The sequence below is a fragment of the Acinetobacter sp. RIT698 genome, from assembly GCF_009668065.1.
Lineage (GTDB): Bacteria > Pseudomonadota > Gammaproteobacteria > Pseudomonadales > Moraxellaceae > Acinetobacter > Acinetobacter guillouiae.
In genome coordinates, this window is record NZ_WJYH01000013.1 from 17,142 (window position 1) to 32,126 (window position 14,985).

At 38.0% G+C, this 14,985-nt stretch carries 13 protein-coding genes; 8 read left to right on the forward strand and 5 right to left on the reverse strand.

Annotated features, from left to right (window positions below; genetic code table 11):
* Nucleotides 1-36 precede the first annotated feature (36 nt).
* Entirely contained in the window at nucleotides 37-1,305 is a 1,269-nt protein-coding gene (locus GJV03_RS07835) for a D-alanyl-D-alanine carboxypeptidase PBP6B (protein ID WP_016539611.1), read from the reverse strand.
* A gap of 178 nt (nucleotides 1,306-1,483) precedes the next feature.
* On the opposite strand from GJV03_RS07835, the gene GJV03_RS07840 reads away from it, so the two are divergent.
* Nucleotides 1,484-3,187 (forward strand): M61 family metallopeptidase, encoded by a 1,704-nt coding sequence (locus GJV03_RS07840; protein ID WP_154129804.1) that lies wholly within the window; start codon nucleotides 1,484-1,486, stop codon nucleotides 3,185-3,187.
* Between the two features lie 78 nt (nucleotides 3,188-3,265).
* Here GJV03_RS07840 and uraH read toward each other — a convergent pair whose 3' ends face one another.
* Nucleotides 3,266-3,667: a hydroxyisourate hydrolase gene (uraH, locus tag GJV03_RS07845; RefSeq protein WP_154129805.1), complete on the reverse strand. Its 402-nt coding sequence runs from the start codon at nucleotides 3,665-3,667 to the stop codon at nucleotides 3,266-3,268.
* A gap of 608 nt (nucleotides 3,668-4,275) precedes the next feature.
* Here uraH and GJV03_RS21720 point away from each other — a divergent pair.
* Nucleotides 4,276-4,563 carry a hypothetical protein gene (locus GJV03_RS21720; protein WP_252720687.1) on the forward strand — a complete coding sequence of 96 codons (288 nt, stop codon included), beginning with the start codon at nucleotides 4,276-4,278 and terminating at the stop codon, nucleotides 4,561-4,563.
* Nucleotides 4,564-4,966: 403 nt separating this feature from the next.
* Complete coding sequence (locus GJV03_RS07855; RefSeq protein ID WP_154129806.1) at nucleotides 4,967-5,386, forward strand: hypothetical protein; 420 nt, start codon at nucleotides 4,967-4,969, stop codon at nucleotides 5,384-5,386.
* A 74-nt stretch (nucleotides 5,387-5,460) separates the two neighbouring features.
* On the opposite strand, the gene lipA is transcribed toward GJV03_RS07855, so the two are convergent.
* Nucleotides 5,461-6,474 carry a lipoyl synthase gene (gene lipA, locus GJV03_RS07860; RefSeq protein WP_004717052.1) on the reverse strand — a complete coding sequence of 338 codons (1,014 nt, stop codon included), beginning with the start codon at nucleotides 6,472-6,474 and terminating at the stop codon, nucleotides 5,461-5,463.
* Between the two features lie 202 nt (nucleotides 6,475-6,676).
* Between lipA and sthA the strand changes: the two genes are divergently transcribed.
* The 5 genes from sthA to GJV03_RS07885 all read left to right on the forward strand — a co-directional run bounded on the left by sthA (nucleotide 6,677) and on the right by GJV03_RS07885 (nucleotide 11,213).
* The gene (gene sthA / locus GJV03_RS07865; protein ID WP_004717049.1) at nucleotides 6,677-8,092 is read left to right on the forward strand and encodes a Si-specific NAD(P)(+) transhydrogenase; all 1,416 of its coding nucleotides are present in this window, start codon (nucleotides 6,677-6,679) and stop codon (nucleotides 8,090-8,092) included.
* 140 nt (nucleotides 8,093-8,232) lie between these two features.
* Nucleotides 8,233-9,300, forward strand: coding sequence for a 4-phosphoerythronate dehydrogenase (locus tag GJV03_RS07870; protein ID WP_154129807.1), 1,068 nt, complete (start codon nucleotides 8,233-8,235; stop codon nucleotides 9,298-9,300).
* Complete coding sequence (gene epmA / locus GJV03_RS07875; protein ID WP_004717044.1) at nucleotides 9,297-10,271, forward strand: EF-P lysine aminoacylase EpmA; 975 nt, start codon at nucleotides 9,297-9,299, stop codon at nucleotides 10,269-10,271. Before GJV03_RS07870 ends, epmA begins: the two co-directional genes overlap by 4 nt.
* 99 nt (nucleotides 10,272-10,370) lie before the next feature.
* Entirely contained in the window at nucleotides 10,371-10,841 is a 471-nt protein-coding gene (locus GJV03_RS07880; RefSeq protein WP_004717043.1) for a hypothetical protein, read from the forward strand.
* Between the two features lie 30 nt (nucleotides 10,842-10,871).
* Nucleotides 10,872-11,213 (forward strand): hypothetical protein, encoded by a 342-nt coding sequence (locus tag GJV03_RS07885; RefSeq protein ID WP_004717040.1) that lies wholly within the window; start codon nucleotides 10,872-10,874, stop codon nucleotides 11,211-11,213.
* Nucleotides 11,214-11,262: 49 nt separating this feature from the next.
* Here the strand turns inward: GJV03_RS07885 and GJV03_RS07890 are convergent, their stop codons facing one another.
* Together GJV03_RS07890 and GJV03_RS07895 are read right to left on the reverse strand one after the other, a co-directional pair.
* Nucleotides 11,263-12,504: a multifunctional CCA addition/repair protein gene (locus tag GJV03_RS07890; RefSeq protein WP_154129808.1), complete on the reverse strand. Its 1,242-nt coding sequence runs from the start codon at nucleotides 12,502-12,504 to the stop codon at nucleotides 11,263-11,265.
* Nucleotides 12,505-12,617: 113 nt separating this feature from the next.
* The gene (locus GJV03_RS07895; RefSeq protein ID WP_004717035.1) at nucleotides 12,618-14,888 is read right to left on the reverse strand and encodes an NADP-dependent malic enzyme; all 2,271 of its coding nucleotides are present in this window, start codon (nucleotides 14,886-14,888) and stop codon (nucleotides 12,618-12,620) included.
* Between the last annotated feature and the right edge of the window lie 97 nt (nucleotides 14,889-14,985).

Here is a 14,985-nt window from a genome sequence, read left to right on the forward strand (position 1 = left end):
AATTATAATAAATCTAAGTAAATTGGTTGGTTTTAATTAAATTCCAAAAATTGACTTGATCCATTCCATTAAGCGTTCAAACCAAGAGGCTTGTTCGATATGCACTTCATCTTCAATATCAAAACTTTGAATCAGTTGATTGTTTTGGTAAACATTCACTTTTGCCAAATGCATGATCTTTTCTAAAGGTGCGGTAAGTGATGTCTCATTCAGTTCAACATTCAAATGGGTTTGAGTTGTTGTAAGCGGTTCAACTGTTGCCAATAAACCATTTGCTTCAGTTTTCATAATACGGCTATTTACAACATCAAAAGTCGCTAAATCAATTGGTGTCGCATCGTTATATAAAGATGTGGTAATGAGTTGAGGTTTTTTTGCTTCAACCTTAAACATTTTCAAGGTGGATTTAACTACAGGAAGCTCAGCAATCAGCTGTTTGTCTTTAATTGCGACTTCATCACGGGTGTAGGCATAGCCCAAGTTTAACAATTTATGTGCAATTTCCGCGCGTTTAACTGCACTTTTTGCACCCATCACCACCACAATTAAACGACGATCAGGAGACTCTGTAATGGCAGAAGGACGATGCGCTGTCAGTGCTAAGTTATAGCCGGCTGCTTTGGTAAAACCTGTTTTTAAACCATCTACACTTGGATCAGACTTTAAAACAAGGTTGGTGGCATGATGAAAATGTTGGTTATAACTAAAACTTGGCATCACTGAATAATGCATATATTCAGGGGTTTGTGATGTCACTGCTTGACCTAAGATCGCCATATCATGAGCTGACGAAAAATGATCAGGCATGGTAATACCGGGAGGATTGGCAAAATGAGTATCCTTCATTCCCAAGGCTTGTGCTTCTTGATTCATACGAGCAACAAATGCAGGTACGCTACCTGAGATACGTTCTGCCAGTGTTACTGCTGCATCATTGGCAGACATCACAATCAATCCAGCAAGAAGTTGGTCAATTGAGATTTGCTCACCTTGCTTTAGGTACATTTGAGATTCATCCCATTGCACCATCTGAACCACAGGGGTTGCAGTAATAATCTCTTCTTTTTTGATATGACCCGCTTTGAGTTCTTTCAACGCAATATAAGCGACCATCATTTTGGTCATGGATGCTGGTGCGCGCTGTACATGACTATTATATTCAGCAATGGTTTGACCCGATTGCGTATCTAATATTGTCCAAGCTTCAGCTTCAACAGATTGCGGATTAATATTAAGTAAAGCGGCGTTAACAAACGTGGAGCAAACCAAGCCAGTTATCGCGATAAAAGAAGCAAGAATTTTCAACAGATTTACCTTTAAGCCAATCCTATGGCAAGAGTGCATAAACTTTGCGAATGCTATGCCTTTTTTGCACTCTTCGCTAGTCAGAATCGTAGACAATTTCGACTAAAATCGCCTGACTTTGTAAAAAAATGCTAATCTAATTGGTAATTTCTCACTGTCTATTTTCGAATATATATTTATGTTGCATTATCAGATTGAATTTGACGATTACCGTCAGCACCTCATTCATGTCACATTGCGCTTTCTGGCGAACCCTACCCAAGTTTTGTCACTTCCTACATGGATTCCTGGTAGCTATTTGATCCGTGAATTTTCTAAACATATCGAATCTGTGAAAGCCTATGATGAAGCGGGTCGTCAACTGCAAATTAATAAGTTTGAAAAAAATAAATGGCGTTTATATAACACCGACCATGAACTGATTACTGTTGAATATGATGTTTATGCCTATGACCTTTCGGTACGTGGCGCGTATGTCGATCAAACCCGTTTATATGTCAATCCTGCTTGTGTCTGCCTAGGGCTACAAGACCAAGAAGAATCAGCAATCGAAGTTGAAGTATTTTTACCTGAAGAATTAAAGCATTTTCAAATTGCCACAGGTTTAGAATCAAGAAGCTTGGTGAAAGGGCGCTATACCTTAAAAGCCAACAATTATGCACAATTGATTGATGCACCATTTGAATTGGCGGATCAAACCCGTTTTAGTTTTGAAGCGAACGGGATTCCACATGAATTTGTGGTTTCTGGTCAGCATACAATGAATGCAGCGCGTATGAAGCAAGACCTTGAAAAAATCTGTAGTACAGAAATTTCAATGTTTGGTTCAGCGCCTTTTGAAAACTATACTTTTATGACTATGGCAACTGGCAATAGTTATGGTGGTTTAGAGCATCCTAATAGTACCAGTCTGATTTCACCACGTGATGATTTTCCTAAAGCAAATGAACCTGTAGAGCCTTCTGCGGATTATCAACGCTTCCTTGGGTTGTGTAGCCATGAATATTTTCATTCGTGGTTGGTTAAATTTATCCGCCCTGAAAATTTTGCAAATTATGATTTGGATCAGGAAGGCTATACCTCACTGTTATGGATTTTTGAAGGTTTCACCTCTTATTACGATGATTTGATTCTGTATCGCAGTGGTGTGATTTCTCAAGCATCTTATTTAAAGTTGTTAAAAGGGCAAATTGATCGTTATCTACAAAATCCAGGACGTTTTATTCAATCTGTTTCAGAGTCTAGTTTTGATGCTTGGATTAAATTTTATCGTCAGGATGAAAATTCAAATAATGCTGGAACCAGTTATTACAATAAAGGCTGTTTAGTTGCACTCAGTTTAGATTTAGGTCTACGTTTACGTGGTTCTAGTTTGGATGCCTTAATGCGCCGTTTGTATGAAAATACCCAAAAGGGCATGCAAGTCAATGAGCGTACGATTGTCGAACTGTGCAATGAACTGACTGGTGATAATTGGATCGAACAGATTAATCATTTGATTAATACCACAGATGAATTACCACTGGATCAATTGTTCCCTGAATTTGGTTTGAGCTATAGCTTGCAAAATGACAAAGCACTTCCATTTGGTTTGAAAGTTGCTGAAAAAGCTGAGGGTGTCATCATTCAGCAAGCGCGTCGTGATGGTGTTGGTGCTAAAGCGGGGTTGTCTGCCAATGATGTGATCATTGCGATTGATGGTTTAAAAGCGTCTGAAAAACTTTTAAACCAATATGCAAAACAGCAAGGTCAATTTACGGTTTATGCATTCCGTCGTGATGAGTTTTTGCAATTTGAGTTGCAAGGCGGCGAAGTTGCATTGACAACGGTTGAGTTGAATGTATTAGATCAAGCCAAAGCTGAGAAATGGTTAAAGGCTTAATTAAGTTCTGTACCAAGAAAAACCGATGTTAAAAAACATCGGTTTTTTTACGCCTAAAATTTAACGTGGTATGATCAATCAATTACCACGATATGTTGAATATCCATAAGGGCTAATCAACAGTGGAATATGATAATGTTCAAGACTTCCATCAATCACAAAAACCACTGGAACTTCTGGGAAAAAAGCACGTTGGTTATTTTGTTTAAACCATTCACCAGTTTGAAAAGTAACCTTATAGACACCTTTATCTAATACTTTGTTTTCAGGGTATAAGGATGAAATTCGCCCATTACTGTCTGTGCTTCCTTCATTAATTTTTACCCATTTATCTTTTTGTTGCGCTTCGAGAATGACTTTAACATTGCTTGAAGGTAAGCCATTTTCAAGATTTAATACATGTACGCTTAATGGATTTTGGGCAAAACAAATCCCAGAAAATAGGGTTGCTGAAATAGCTAAAGTTAATTTTTTCATCATCAATTTTTACTAAGACTAAAATCACTATGTTAAGGTCAAGTTGAGGTGTTGCCGTTAAAAAAATGTAAAATTATATTAATTGTTAAAATTTAACGATGTATGAGGAGTTAAATAATTTTTATTTAACAATTAGATAGATAATTAAAATAATAGATAAAACAGTATCGTTGAGAGATTTCTAAATGAAATGCTTAGGCTTGCAAACGAGCCAGTCTAAAAAACGATGCGTATTTTATTTAGATGCTTGTATAAGTTAGAAACCGATTTGACTGGATAAATACCCTATAAAAATTTTTTCAGATTTAAACTTACATACTGTCCTTGGCGATTTATAAGACTAATTATAATGTGATTCGAGGCAGCCAAAAAACTGAATCAAACCTTAGCCTTGTGGTTTTTTAAATGCTATAGTCAAAGCCTATTGTTAAGTTTATATAAATAAAATATTAACCAATTATTTGTAGTTAATACTTAAATCTTGTCCTATATATGTTTTGTCGTGGTCTAACACGATGTGCGAATCATACATTCGACAGTGAGAAGGAAAATATAATATGAAAAAATCTCTTTTCAACATTCCACGGATAGTGTTGTGTTGCGTTTTGCTCTTGGCGACATCTGTTGCACGTGCAGACGGTACAGGCAAACTACAGTTTCTATATACGGCTTATTTAGATGTACCAGCCTTGTTTCCAAAAACACTTGCTTCATGTAAGAAATTTGATCCATCGACAGAGCCAGAACTACAACACTTGTATGATCAGTGGTATCAACAGCACGGGCGTTACCAGAAGGAATTGCAACAGCTGATATTCAATATCTTAGTAAACAAATGGGGACAGCAAAAACAAAGAAGGTTATTGCTGAGATCAAAAAAGAAGTTAAAGGTGAGCTAGTAAGCTTATATTTCCCACAAAATCATACTTGGACCGACAATTGGTTTTGTACTAAATTACTCCCTAAGGATCTAACTGGAAAGGGCTTAATGTTGAATTACGCAGACTACGTTGAGGAACTTAAGCAGAAAGTAAAATAAAGACATTTATTTTAATTTAAGCGACTTTCTGATTTTGAAATCAGTCAAAGTCGCTAAGTCGATAAATCAGCAATGATTTATTTCAACCGAAATCTGCAACAACAGTAAAACGAGGTAAATAAGCTAAAGCGTCATCCATTTTATATTCATGATTCCCAGTTAAAAGAAATCAACATATTTGTCATTAAACTTTCTAACTGTATATTTTAAAATCATCCAACAATAAATTTATTCTAAATTCATAATACAAAAGGGTAATGTCAATGAAAAAGCGTTTCTTAAAGTTCTTCACAATTGCATGTGGTTTAGGCATAGCTCCTCTTGGATTTGCTGCAAATTGTTCAAGTACAATCAGCAATAATGCTGTGGCAAACTTAACTGTCCCAGCAGGTGCAACATGTACTTTAAATAGTACATCCGTTGAGGGAAATGTGAATGTACTCAATGGTGGGAGTTTGATTTTAAATAATTCTTCAGTGAGTGGAAATGTGCAAGCCAATACCGCCAAAGTATTGAAATTGGTCAATTCTTCTGTTGAGGGGGATGTGCTTGCAGGTCAGGTTTCGTCAACATTGAGCTTAAATAAATCAATTATTTCAGGAAATTTACAATGCTCTACACTGACGAAACTACAAAGCAGTATGAGTAGTGTTGAAGGTAAAACTACAGGGAAGTGTCGTTAAAGATCAAAAATATTTGTAAAAAAAGCACTCAATATTGAGTGCTTTTTTGACGCTTAAATTTTTTGAACAATGACTTAAGCTTCGATGGCTTGTACCGCAATTTTTTTCGCAGGATCAACTTTACGACGTACCACTGGAACAGGTTCACCATAATATTGACGATCTGCAAAATAGCTTGAACGAACCATTGGAGCAGCCCAGATATTTCTGAAACCAAGCTTGTGACCGTGTGCAGTATAACGCTCAAATTCTTCTGGTGTGACAAAACGGTCAATTGGTGCATGTTCTTTAGAAGGCTGTAAGTATTGACCAATTGTCACATAATCAACACCGTGTGCATGTAGATCATCTAATAGGGCAATCACTTCTTCTTCGGTTTCACCAATACCCACCATCAAACCACATTTTGTTGGCACATCAGGGCAGTATTCTTTAAACATTTTTAATAAGTTTAAAGAATGTTGATAGTCTGAACCCGGGCGCATCGCTTTATAGAGGCGAGGTACCGTTTCGATGTTATGGTTAAATACATCTGGTGGACATTCAGTCATGATACGCAGTGCAATATCCATACGACCACGAAAATCAGGAACCAATATTTCTAATAATGTTTTTGGACTGAGTTGACGTGCTTCTTGAATACAATCAACGAAATGTTGCGCACCACCATCTAAAAGATCATCACGGTCTACAGAGGTAATCACTGCATACTTTAAACCGAGATTGGCGATGGTTTCTGCCATATGACGAGGTTCATCAGGATCAAGTGCATTTGGACGACCATGTGCAACATCGCAGAACGGACAGCGACGGGTACAAATATCACCCATGATCATAAAGGTTGCAGTACCACCACCGAAACATTCTGGAAGGTTAGGACAAGCTGCTTCTTCACACACAGTATGTAATTTTTGTGCACGTAAAGTGGTTTTGATTCGTTGAACTTCATCAGGCGCAGCCATTTTGACACGAATCCAGTCTGGCTTTCGTGGTGCTTCAACCGTGGGAATAACTTTTACAGGTATACGAGCAACTTTTTCCGCGCCACGTAATTTGACACCCTGTTCTGGTTTACGGTTCTCTGACATATTCAACTTTTCCACTGTTTTCTACGGGGGAGATTATGCTCATTATAGCGGAAATGCAAAAAGATAGGGCAAAAACACTATTCATATACTAAATGTCGTTATCACAGAATATATGCATGCGAAATACAGAAAATTGTTTTGGTTTAGGTCATAATATCGCATAAGACAAGATATAGACTGAATTTACTCTAAGGAGCTTTGAATGCCACGTAAGAAAGAAGTCGTTAGTGGGAAATTTGTGAAATACGATGCGGTCGTACTTGGCTCTGGTCCTGCTGGTGAAGGCGCGGCAATGAAGCTTGCTAAATCGGGTAAGCGTGTTGCAATTGTAGATATTCGTGAGCAACTTGGTGGTAACTGTACCCATGTCGGCACCATCCCAAGTAAGGCTTTACGTCAGACAGTTTCAAGTATTATCCGTTACCAACGTGATCCAATGTTTAAAAAAGTAGGGGATTGGAAACAATTCACTATGAAGCAAGTTTTGCGTAATGCGCATAAAGTGATTCAACAGCAAGTTGATACACATTCACGTTTTTATGACCGTAACCATATCGATGTATTTCACGGTCGCGCATATATCCAAGATAAAAATACGGTGATTATTTTTAGCGAAGATGGTGTTAAAGAAACTTTAGTTTTCAAACAGCTTGTGGTTGCAACAGGTAGCCGTCCTTATCACCCACAAGGTTTAGACTTTAATCATCCGCGTGTATTTGATTCAGATAAAATTTTAGATCTGGATTATCCAATTCATAAAATTATCATTTATGGCGCAGGTGTAATTGGTTGTGAATATGCATCTATCTTTATTGGTTTAGACCATAAAGTTGACTTGATCAATACACAACATCAGCTGCTCAGTTATCTCGATGATGAAATTGCAGACGCGTTGTCTTATCACTTACGTGAACAAGGCGTGTTGATGCGTCACAATGAGCAAATTGATCATTTAGAAACGTTTGATGATCATGTGGTCTTGTATTTGCAAAGTGGTAAAAAAATTAAAGCTGATGCCATTCTGTGGTGTAATGGTCGTTCAGGAAATACCGATGGTTTAGGCCTTGAAAATGTTGGTATTACACCAAACAGCCGTGGGCAACTTGCGGTAAATGACCAATATCAAACCGAAGTTGAAAATATCTATGCGGCTGGCGATGTTGTGGGTTGGCCATCCCTTGCTTCTGCAGCATATGATCAAGGTCGTTGCGCTGGTTCAAATATGAGCGGCGAAGAAAATGTTAAACCAGTGAAAGATATTCCAACGGGGATTTATACCATCCCTGAAATTTCATTTTTTGGTAAAACTGAAAGTCAGTTAACTGCTGAAAAAATTCCATATGAAGTTGGACAAGCATCATTCCGTCATTTGGCACGTGCGCAAATTACAGGAGATACAGTTGGTGAACTTAAACTGTTATTCCATCGTGATACCTTAGAGTTATTAGGTGTGCATTGTTTCGGTAATAATGCGGCTGAAATTATCCATATTGGACAGGCTGTGATGCAAAGTGGAAACAATACCATTAAGTATTTTGTTGAAACGACATTTAACTATCCAACAATGGCAGAAGCCTATCGTGTTGCAACATTGAATGGTATGAATCGTTTGTTCTAAACAAATCTTCAGAATTAAAAACCCGTAAGTGATCTTGCGGGTTTTTTTATGCCATATTTAAAAGATTTGATGTGTGAACTGCATAGTCTTAAGTGGTTCAAAGGTTTATCATAGCGGCAGTTAAACTTGTGGATGACGCTATGAAAATTGTTGCAGATGAAAATCTAGCATTTACTGAATATTTCTTTTCAGAATTCGGAACCATTCATCAAGCAGCAGGACGCAATTTGACTCATCATGATGTGAATGATGCAGATGCGTTATTGGTACGCTCTATAACAAAAGTCAATGAACAGTTGGTCCAAGATACAGCACTAAAATTTGTCGGTAGTGCAACCATAGGTACAGATCATCTAGATATTTCAGCATTAGAAAAGCACCAAATCGCATGGTCAAATGCAGCAGGTTGCAATGCACAAGCCGTTGCAGAATATGTGATTACAGCTTTATTGCATCTCAATCAGGATTTTCTAGATTTAGGGAAAAAGTTTACTTTAGGCATTATTGGTCTAGGCAATGTGGGAACACGATTAGCATATATGGCTCAGTTGTTGGGCTGGAATGTAATTGGCTATGATCCCTTGGTACAACGAGAAAATGTTCAGCAAGTTGAATTTGACGCTTTATTAAAGAAAGCCGATGCGATCAGCATACATGTGCCTTTAACCCAAACAGGGCCGTTTGCAACACATCATTTAATCAATGCTAATGCATTGGCGCTAATGCAGCCAGAGACCATTTTAATTAATTCAGCGCGTGGTGCTGTTGTTGAAGAAGCAGCATTAATGGCAGATATCTTAAAAACACGTCGTAAAATGGTGTTGGATGTTTTTGAACATGAGCCTGAGATTTCACAACGTCTACTGGATTTAATTACAATCGTGACGCCACATATTGCGGGTTACAGTTTGGAAGGTAAAGCACGTGGTACTCAGATGATTTATGACGCATTTTGTAAAACATTTGCCTATACCGCACATAAGAAATTTGAATCACAATTACCGGCATGTGAACAATATTTTTATGGCAATAACATTAAACAAACGTTAAAAAAATACTTAGCTGAAATTTACAATATTCAGCGAGATGATGAAAATTTAAGAGATTGCTTAAAGGACGGCAAGGTGGATCAAAAAGCCTTTGATTACCTTCGTAAAACTTATCCTTTGCGCCGTGAATGGGCTGCTCATGGAGGGCCAAAAGCATGAGCATAGATTTTAAACCAACATGTGATATTCAGGCGCTTAAAGCACGAGCAAAACTCTATAGACAAATTCGCCAATTTTTTATTGAGCGTGATGTTTTAGAGGTTGAAACTCCGATCTTGTCTCAAGCGGGTGTAACTGATGTCCATCTGGCTTCTGTACAGGCTCAGCGTCACGTACATGGCAAAAAACAAACGCATTATTTACAAACTTCACCAGAGTTTGCCATGAAGCGTTTATTGGCGAGTGGTAGTGGTGCGATTTATCAAATTTGTAAAGTTTTTCGAGATGATGAACATGGGCGTAAGCACAATAGTGAATTTACCATGTTGGAATGGTATCGTCCGCAATTCAGCTTGAAAGATTTGATGCTAGAAGTCACTGATTTATTAAATGTGGTTTTGGCTGAACGTTTTGGTGAAGTTCGACCAACCGTACTCAGTTATAAACATGCATTTATCGATCGTTTGGACTTGAATCCACTGCAAGCAACATTGCAACAATTAAAAGATGCAGCACACCGTGTAGGACTCAATCTTGATTTGGGTGATGATCGTTTAGCCTATATTGATTTGTTATTTTCTCATATGGTTGAGCCAAGTTTAGGTTTTGATACGCCGGTATTTTTAACTGATTTCCCCCCAGAATTGGCCTCGTTGGCAAAGACCAAACTGGATGAGGACGGTGAGTTAGTTGCTGCACGTTTTGAGCTCTATATTGAAGGGTTAGAACTTGCCAATGCCTATGATGAGTTAATTGATGCTGAGGTTTTGCGTAGTCGTTTTCAAGCAGATAATACTGAGCGTGAAAAACTGGGTTTACATGTGATGCCAATCGATGAATATTTGCTCGCTGCTTTACCGAATATGTCAGATTGTGCGGGTATTGCTTTGGGAATTGATCGTTTGTTAATGGTGGTGATGAACCAAATGAAGTTGGAAAGGGTGATTACATTTCCTGCGGATGTGTCGTAGTTAATTTAGCATGCCTAGTTAGCTTTTAATTAGGTATGCAATAATGCGTTGATTAATATATGATTATTTGAATAAAACAAATAATTAAAGAATGACCGAATGAAACCATATTTTATACAAGATGATGATGCAAATTACTTAAATCCAGATTATATTTTTGATATCTTTGTTGTGAAAATTTCTAATTTAGCCTCTTTTTTTGTATTATCAAGCATAAAAGAGGCTAAAAATAATGGAGGATTAGAGAGTAAAAAATCAATAGATACTCTTGATGTGCGTAGTTGGATGAATAACTTTATTTGTTTATATCCAAAATTTGATTTGATTTCTGATACATATAAATGCGAAAACAAAGAGCTATTTGCATTTGAAATGTCTGATCTAATCCATACAGAAATACATACAGCATTGGATAGGGATAAAATTTCACATATCAACTCTATTTATGAAAACAATACTTTTAAGTATTTTGAGATCATCTATATAGATTCTGATCAAGCTACTATCAGAGAATTTGAATCAGAAGAATTAGCACAAGCTTGGATAAATGAGAATTTTGCGATTATTTAAATATCAGTAAAATGATTAAAGGAGTCGATTATGAGTTTTTATACAGAATTACATATACACAATAATGACTTTGAAGAAATTGATATCTCTAAGCATAAGCAGAAAATTCTTGAAATTTTAAAAGAAGATGCTATTCATGAGGATGTGTATGTTGATTTACTGAATGCTTTTAGCAAGGGAAAAGCAGATTTTGCAGTTCATTCACTTTATCTATTTGAATTATTAGTGAAAATTGTACCGTTATTACCTCAAGCAAGTTTTGAAAGCCGAGGTTTAGGTGAAGAATTCTTTTTCACATGGATACTCTGTGTAGAAGACGGAAAAATTATTTATAGAAATGAGCCGTGGAATACCCCAAACCCTTTTAGCTAAGCATTTTGAATTTATAAAAAAACGCCTCTCATTACTGAGAGGCATTTTTTTATACCGTATGATGATGATGACCTAACTCATGCTTTAAATCAGCAATCGCTTCAATACGTTTTTGAATCAACATTTCACCGATATCTGGACCTTGAATATCTGAGGGTAAGTCCGATGCTTTAATCGTGCGTACAGTTTTCATTGCATCTAATAGGTAATGCGCTTGTGGGTATTCGCGATTTTCTAAGCCTAAACGGCCTTTAGCATCACATTCACAGGCTTGCGCAAAAGCTTCGACCCGCTCAGGACGACGCAGCACATCTAAACGCTGTAACAAACGCCATAAGGTGCCTGGTTTTAAAGTAAAAGCCTGATGACATTTTAAATGTTCTTTACATACTGCTAGAGCAAGCTGTTTCGTTTGAGTGGGCACACGTAAACGATCACATACATCTGTGACAGGCTGAATCCCACGTTCTTCATGCATGATATGACGAGGTAATTCATCTTTCGGTGTTAAAGCTTTGCCTAAGTCATGTACCAATACTGCAAAACGAACATCTAAAGAATAATTGGCTTTACATGCTTGCTGTAAAGACATCAATGTGTGAATACCGCAATCAATTTCAGGATGATATTCAGGTCGTTGTGGAACGCCAAACAGGGCATCTATTTCAGGAAAGAGCACTTTTAATGCACCACACTCACGTAACACTTCAAAGTAAACATCGGCATGACGTTCCATTAAAGCACGAGAGGTTTCTTTCCAAACACGTTCAGGTGTCAGTGCTTCTAATTCGCCAGATTCAGCCAGTTGACGCATCAATGCAAGTGTTTCATCGGCAATACGAAAACCATATTGTGCATAACGAGCAGCAAAACGAGCCACACGCAGTACCCGTAACGGATCTTCTGCAAAAGCGTCTGAAACGTGACGTAGGATTTTATCTGCTAAATCATCTTGTCCATGATAAGGATCATACACTTGACCTGCTTCATCCATCGCAATGGCATTGATGGTTAAGTCACGACGAATTAAATCCTCTTCTAAGGTGACATCTGGATCGGTAAAAAACTCAAATCCATGATAACCGTGTCCTGATTTACGCTCAGTACGGGCTAGGGCATATTCTTCTTTTGTTTTGGGATGTAAAAACACAGGGAAATCTTTCCCAACGGGTTGATAACCTTGGGCAAGAAGTTGCTCTGGCGTGGCGCCAACAACAACATAATCCTTTTCGTGATAGGGATGACCGAGTAAATGATCTCTAACGGCACCGCCTACTAAATAAACTTGCATGAAAAAACCTCTATTCTTACTGCCATCATGCAACAGAATAGAGGTTTTCTCAAGTACAGAACTTGAGTGATTGACTAAAGTTCTGCGGTATTGATGTTAAATTGACTTCAAGCTTAGCCTTCAGCTTGTTGAATCTCAGCAACGGTTAAAGCTGTCATATTAACTAAACGACGTGTTGTCGCTGTAGGTGTTAAAATATGCACAGGTTTAGCAGCACCAAGCAAGATAGGACCAATAGTCACATTATTGCCTGATGTTGATTTTAACAAGTTGAATGAAATATTTGCTGCATCAAGATTTGGCATAATCAACAAGTTCGCTGAACCTTTGAAGCGTGAATTTGGGAATGCAAAATGACGAATATTTTCATCAAGTGCAGCATCTGCATGCATTTCACCATCTACTTCTAATTCAGGTGCGATTTCAGTCAAGATTTCAAATACTTTACGCATTTTTTGTGCACTTGGATCATTTTGATCTGAACCAAAGCTAGAATGCGAAAGTAATGCAACTTTTGGCGTCATACCGAAACGACGAACTTCTTCAGCCGCTAAAATAGTCATTTCAGCTAGCTGTTCAGCAGTCGGGTTAGTATTTACATATGTATCTGCCATAAAGATATTGCGATCTTCAAGCATTAATGCATTAAGCGTAAAGAAGTTATTACGACCTTCTTTTAAACCAATCACATTTCTCACAAAGTCTAAATGGATATCATAACTTGCATAAGTACCGCATAGCATACCATCTGCAAGACCATGACGAACCAACATTGCTGCAATCAAGGTAGAACGACGACGTGTTTCACGTTGTGCATACTCAGGCGTTACACCTTTACGTTGCATCAAGTTGTAATAGTCATCTGCAAACTTATCGTAATCAGGATTCTTTTCTTGATCGACGATGGTAATATTTACACCGTGTTCAAGACGCAAACCTAATTTTTTGATATTTGCTTCAATGACTGCAGTACGACCGACCAAAATAGGTTGTGCCAAACCTTCATCTACTGCGATTTGAATCGCACGCAATACACGTAGATCTTCACCTTCAGCATATGCAATACGTTTAGGTGCAGTTTTCGCTTGTGCAAAAATTGGTTTCATCATCAATGCTGAATTATAAACAAATTCAGATAGACGTTGACGATAAGCCGAGAAATCCGCAATTGGGCGACTTGCAACACCTGAATCCATTGCAGCTTGTGCAACAGCAGGAGCAATTTCAAGAATTAAGCGTTGATCAAGTGGACGTGGAATTAAGTAATCACGACCAAATGATGCAGATTTTTCACCATAAGATGCGGCATCCGCTTCAACATGTGCCATACGTGCAATTGCATGTACACAAGCAATTTTCATTTCTTCATTAATCGTCGTAGCGCCAACATCTAGCGCACCACGGAAGATATAAGGGAAGCAAAGCGCGTTGTTTACTTGGTTCGGATAATCTGAACGACCAGTAGCCATGATTACATCTGGACGTACTTCATGCGCATGTTCAGGTAAAATCTCTGGATCTGGGTTTGCCAATGCAAAGATGATTGGATCAGCCGCCATAACTTTAACCATTTCTTTGGTTAAAATGCCTGCCGCAGAAAGGCCAAGGAACATATCTGCATCTGCAATCACATCTGCAAGTTGAGTACCCTCAATATCTTGCACATAACGCTTTTTAGACTCATCCAAGCCTTCACGTTTAGTGGTCAATAAACCGCGTGAGTCAGCAACCACGATATTTTCTTTTTTAGCACCAATTGCACATAGCAAGTCTAAACAAGAAAGTGCCGCAGCACCTGCACCTGAAGCAACAATTTTGATTTCGTCAATTTTTTTGCCATTGAGTTGCAAAGCATTGAGAAGGGCTGAACCTACGATAATTGAAGTACCGTGTTGGTCATCATGAAACACAGGGATTTTCATGCGTTCACGAAGCTTTTGCTCAATATAAAAACACTCTGGTGCTTTAATATCTTCGAGGTTAATACCACCAAAAGTCGGTTCTAAAGCCGCAACGATATCCACAATTTTGTCAGGATCATTTTCAGCAATTTCAATATCAAAAACGTCTACACCAGCAAACTTTTTAAATAATACGCCTTTGCCTTCCATTACAGGCTTAGATGCTAATGGACCAATATTACCTAGACCTAAAACGGCTGTACCATTACTGACCACTGCAACCAAGTTGCCACGAGCAGTATAAAGCGCTGCTTTTGAAGGGTCTTTTTCAATTTCTAAACAAGGCGCTGCCACACCTGGTGAGTAAGCAAGCGCAAGGTCATGTTGATTGACAAGTTGCTTACTTGGCGTAACGCTAATTTTTCCTGGTGTTGGAAATTCGTGATAGTAAAGGGCTTGCTGTTTTAAAGATTGATCATCCATCTGAATCTCGATTATTACATGTTCCAGCGAGGCTGGTGGTTTGACTAAATTTCATCGAATATAACATTTGTTGAGCGATACCGACAGTCAAAAAATA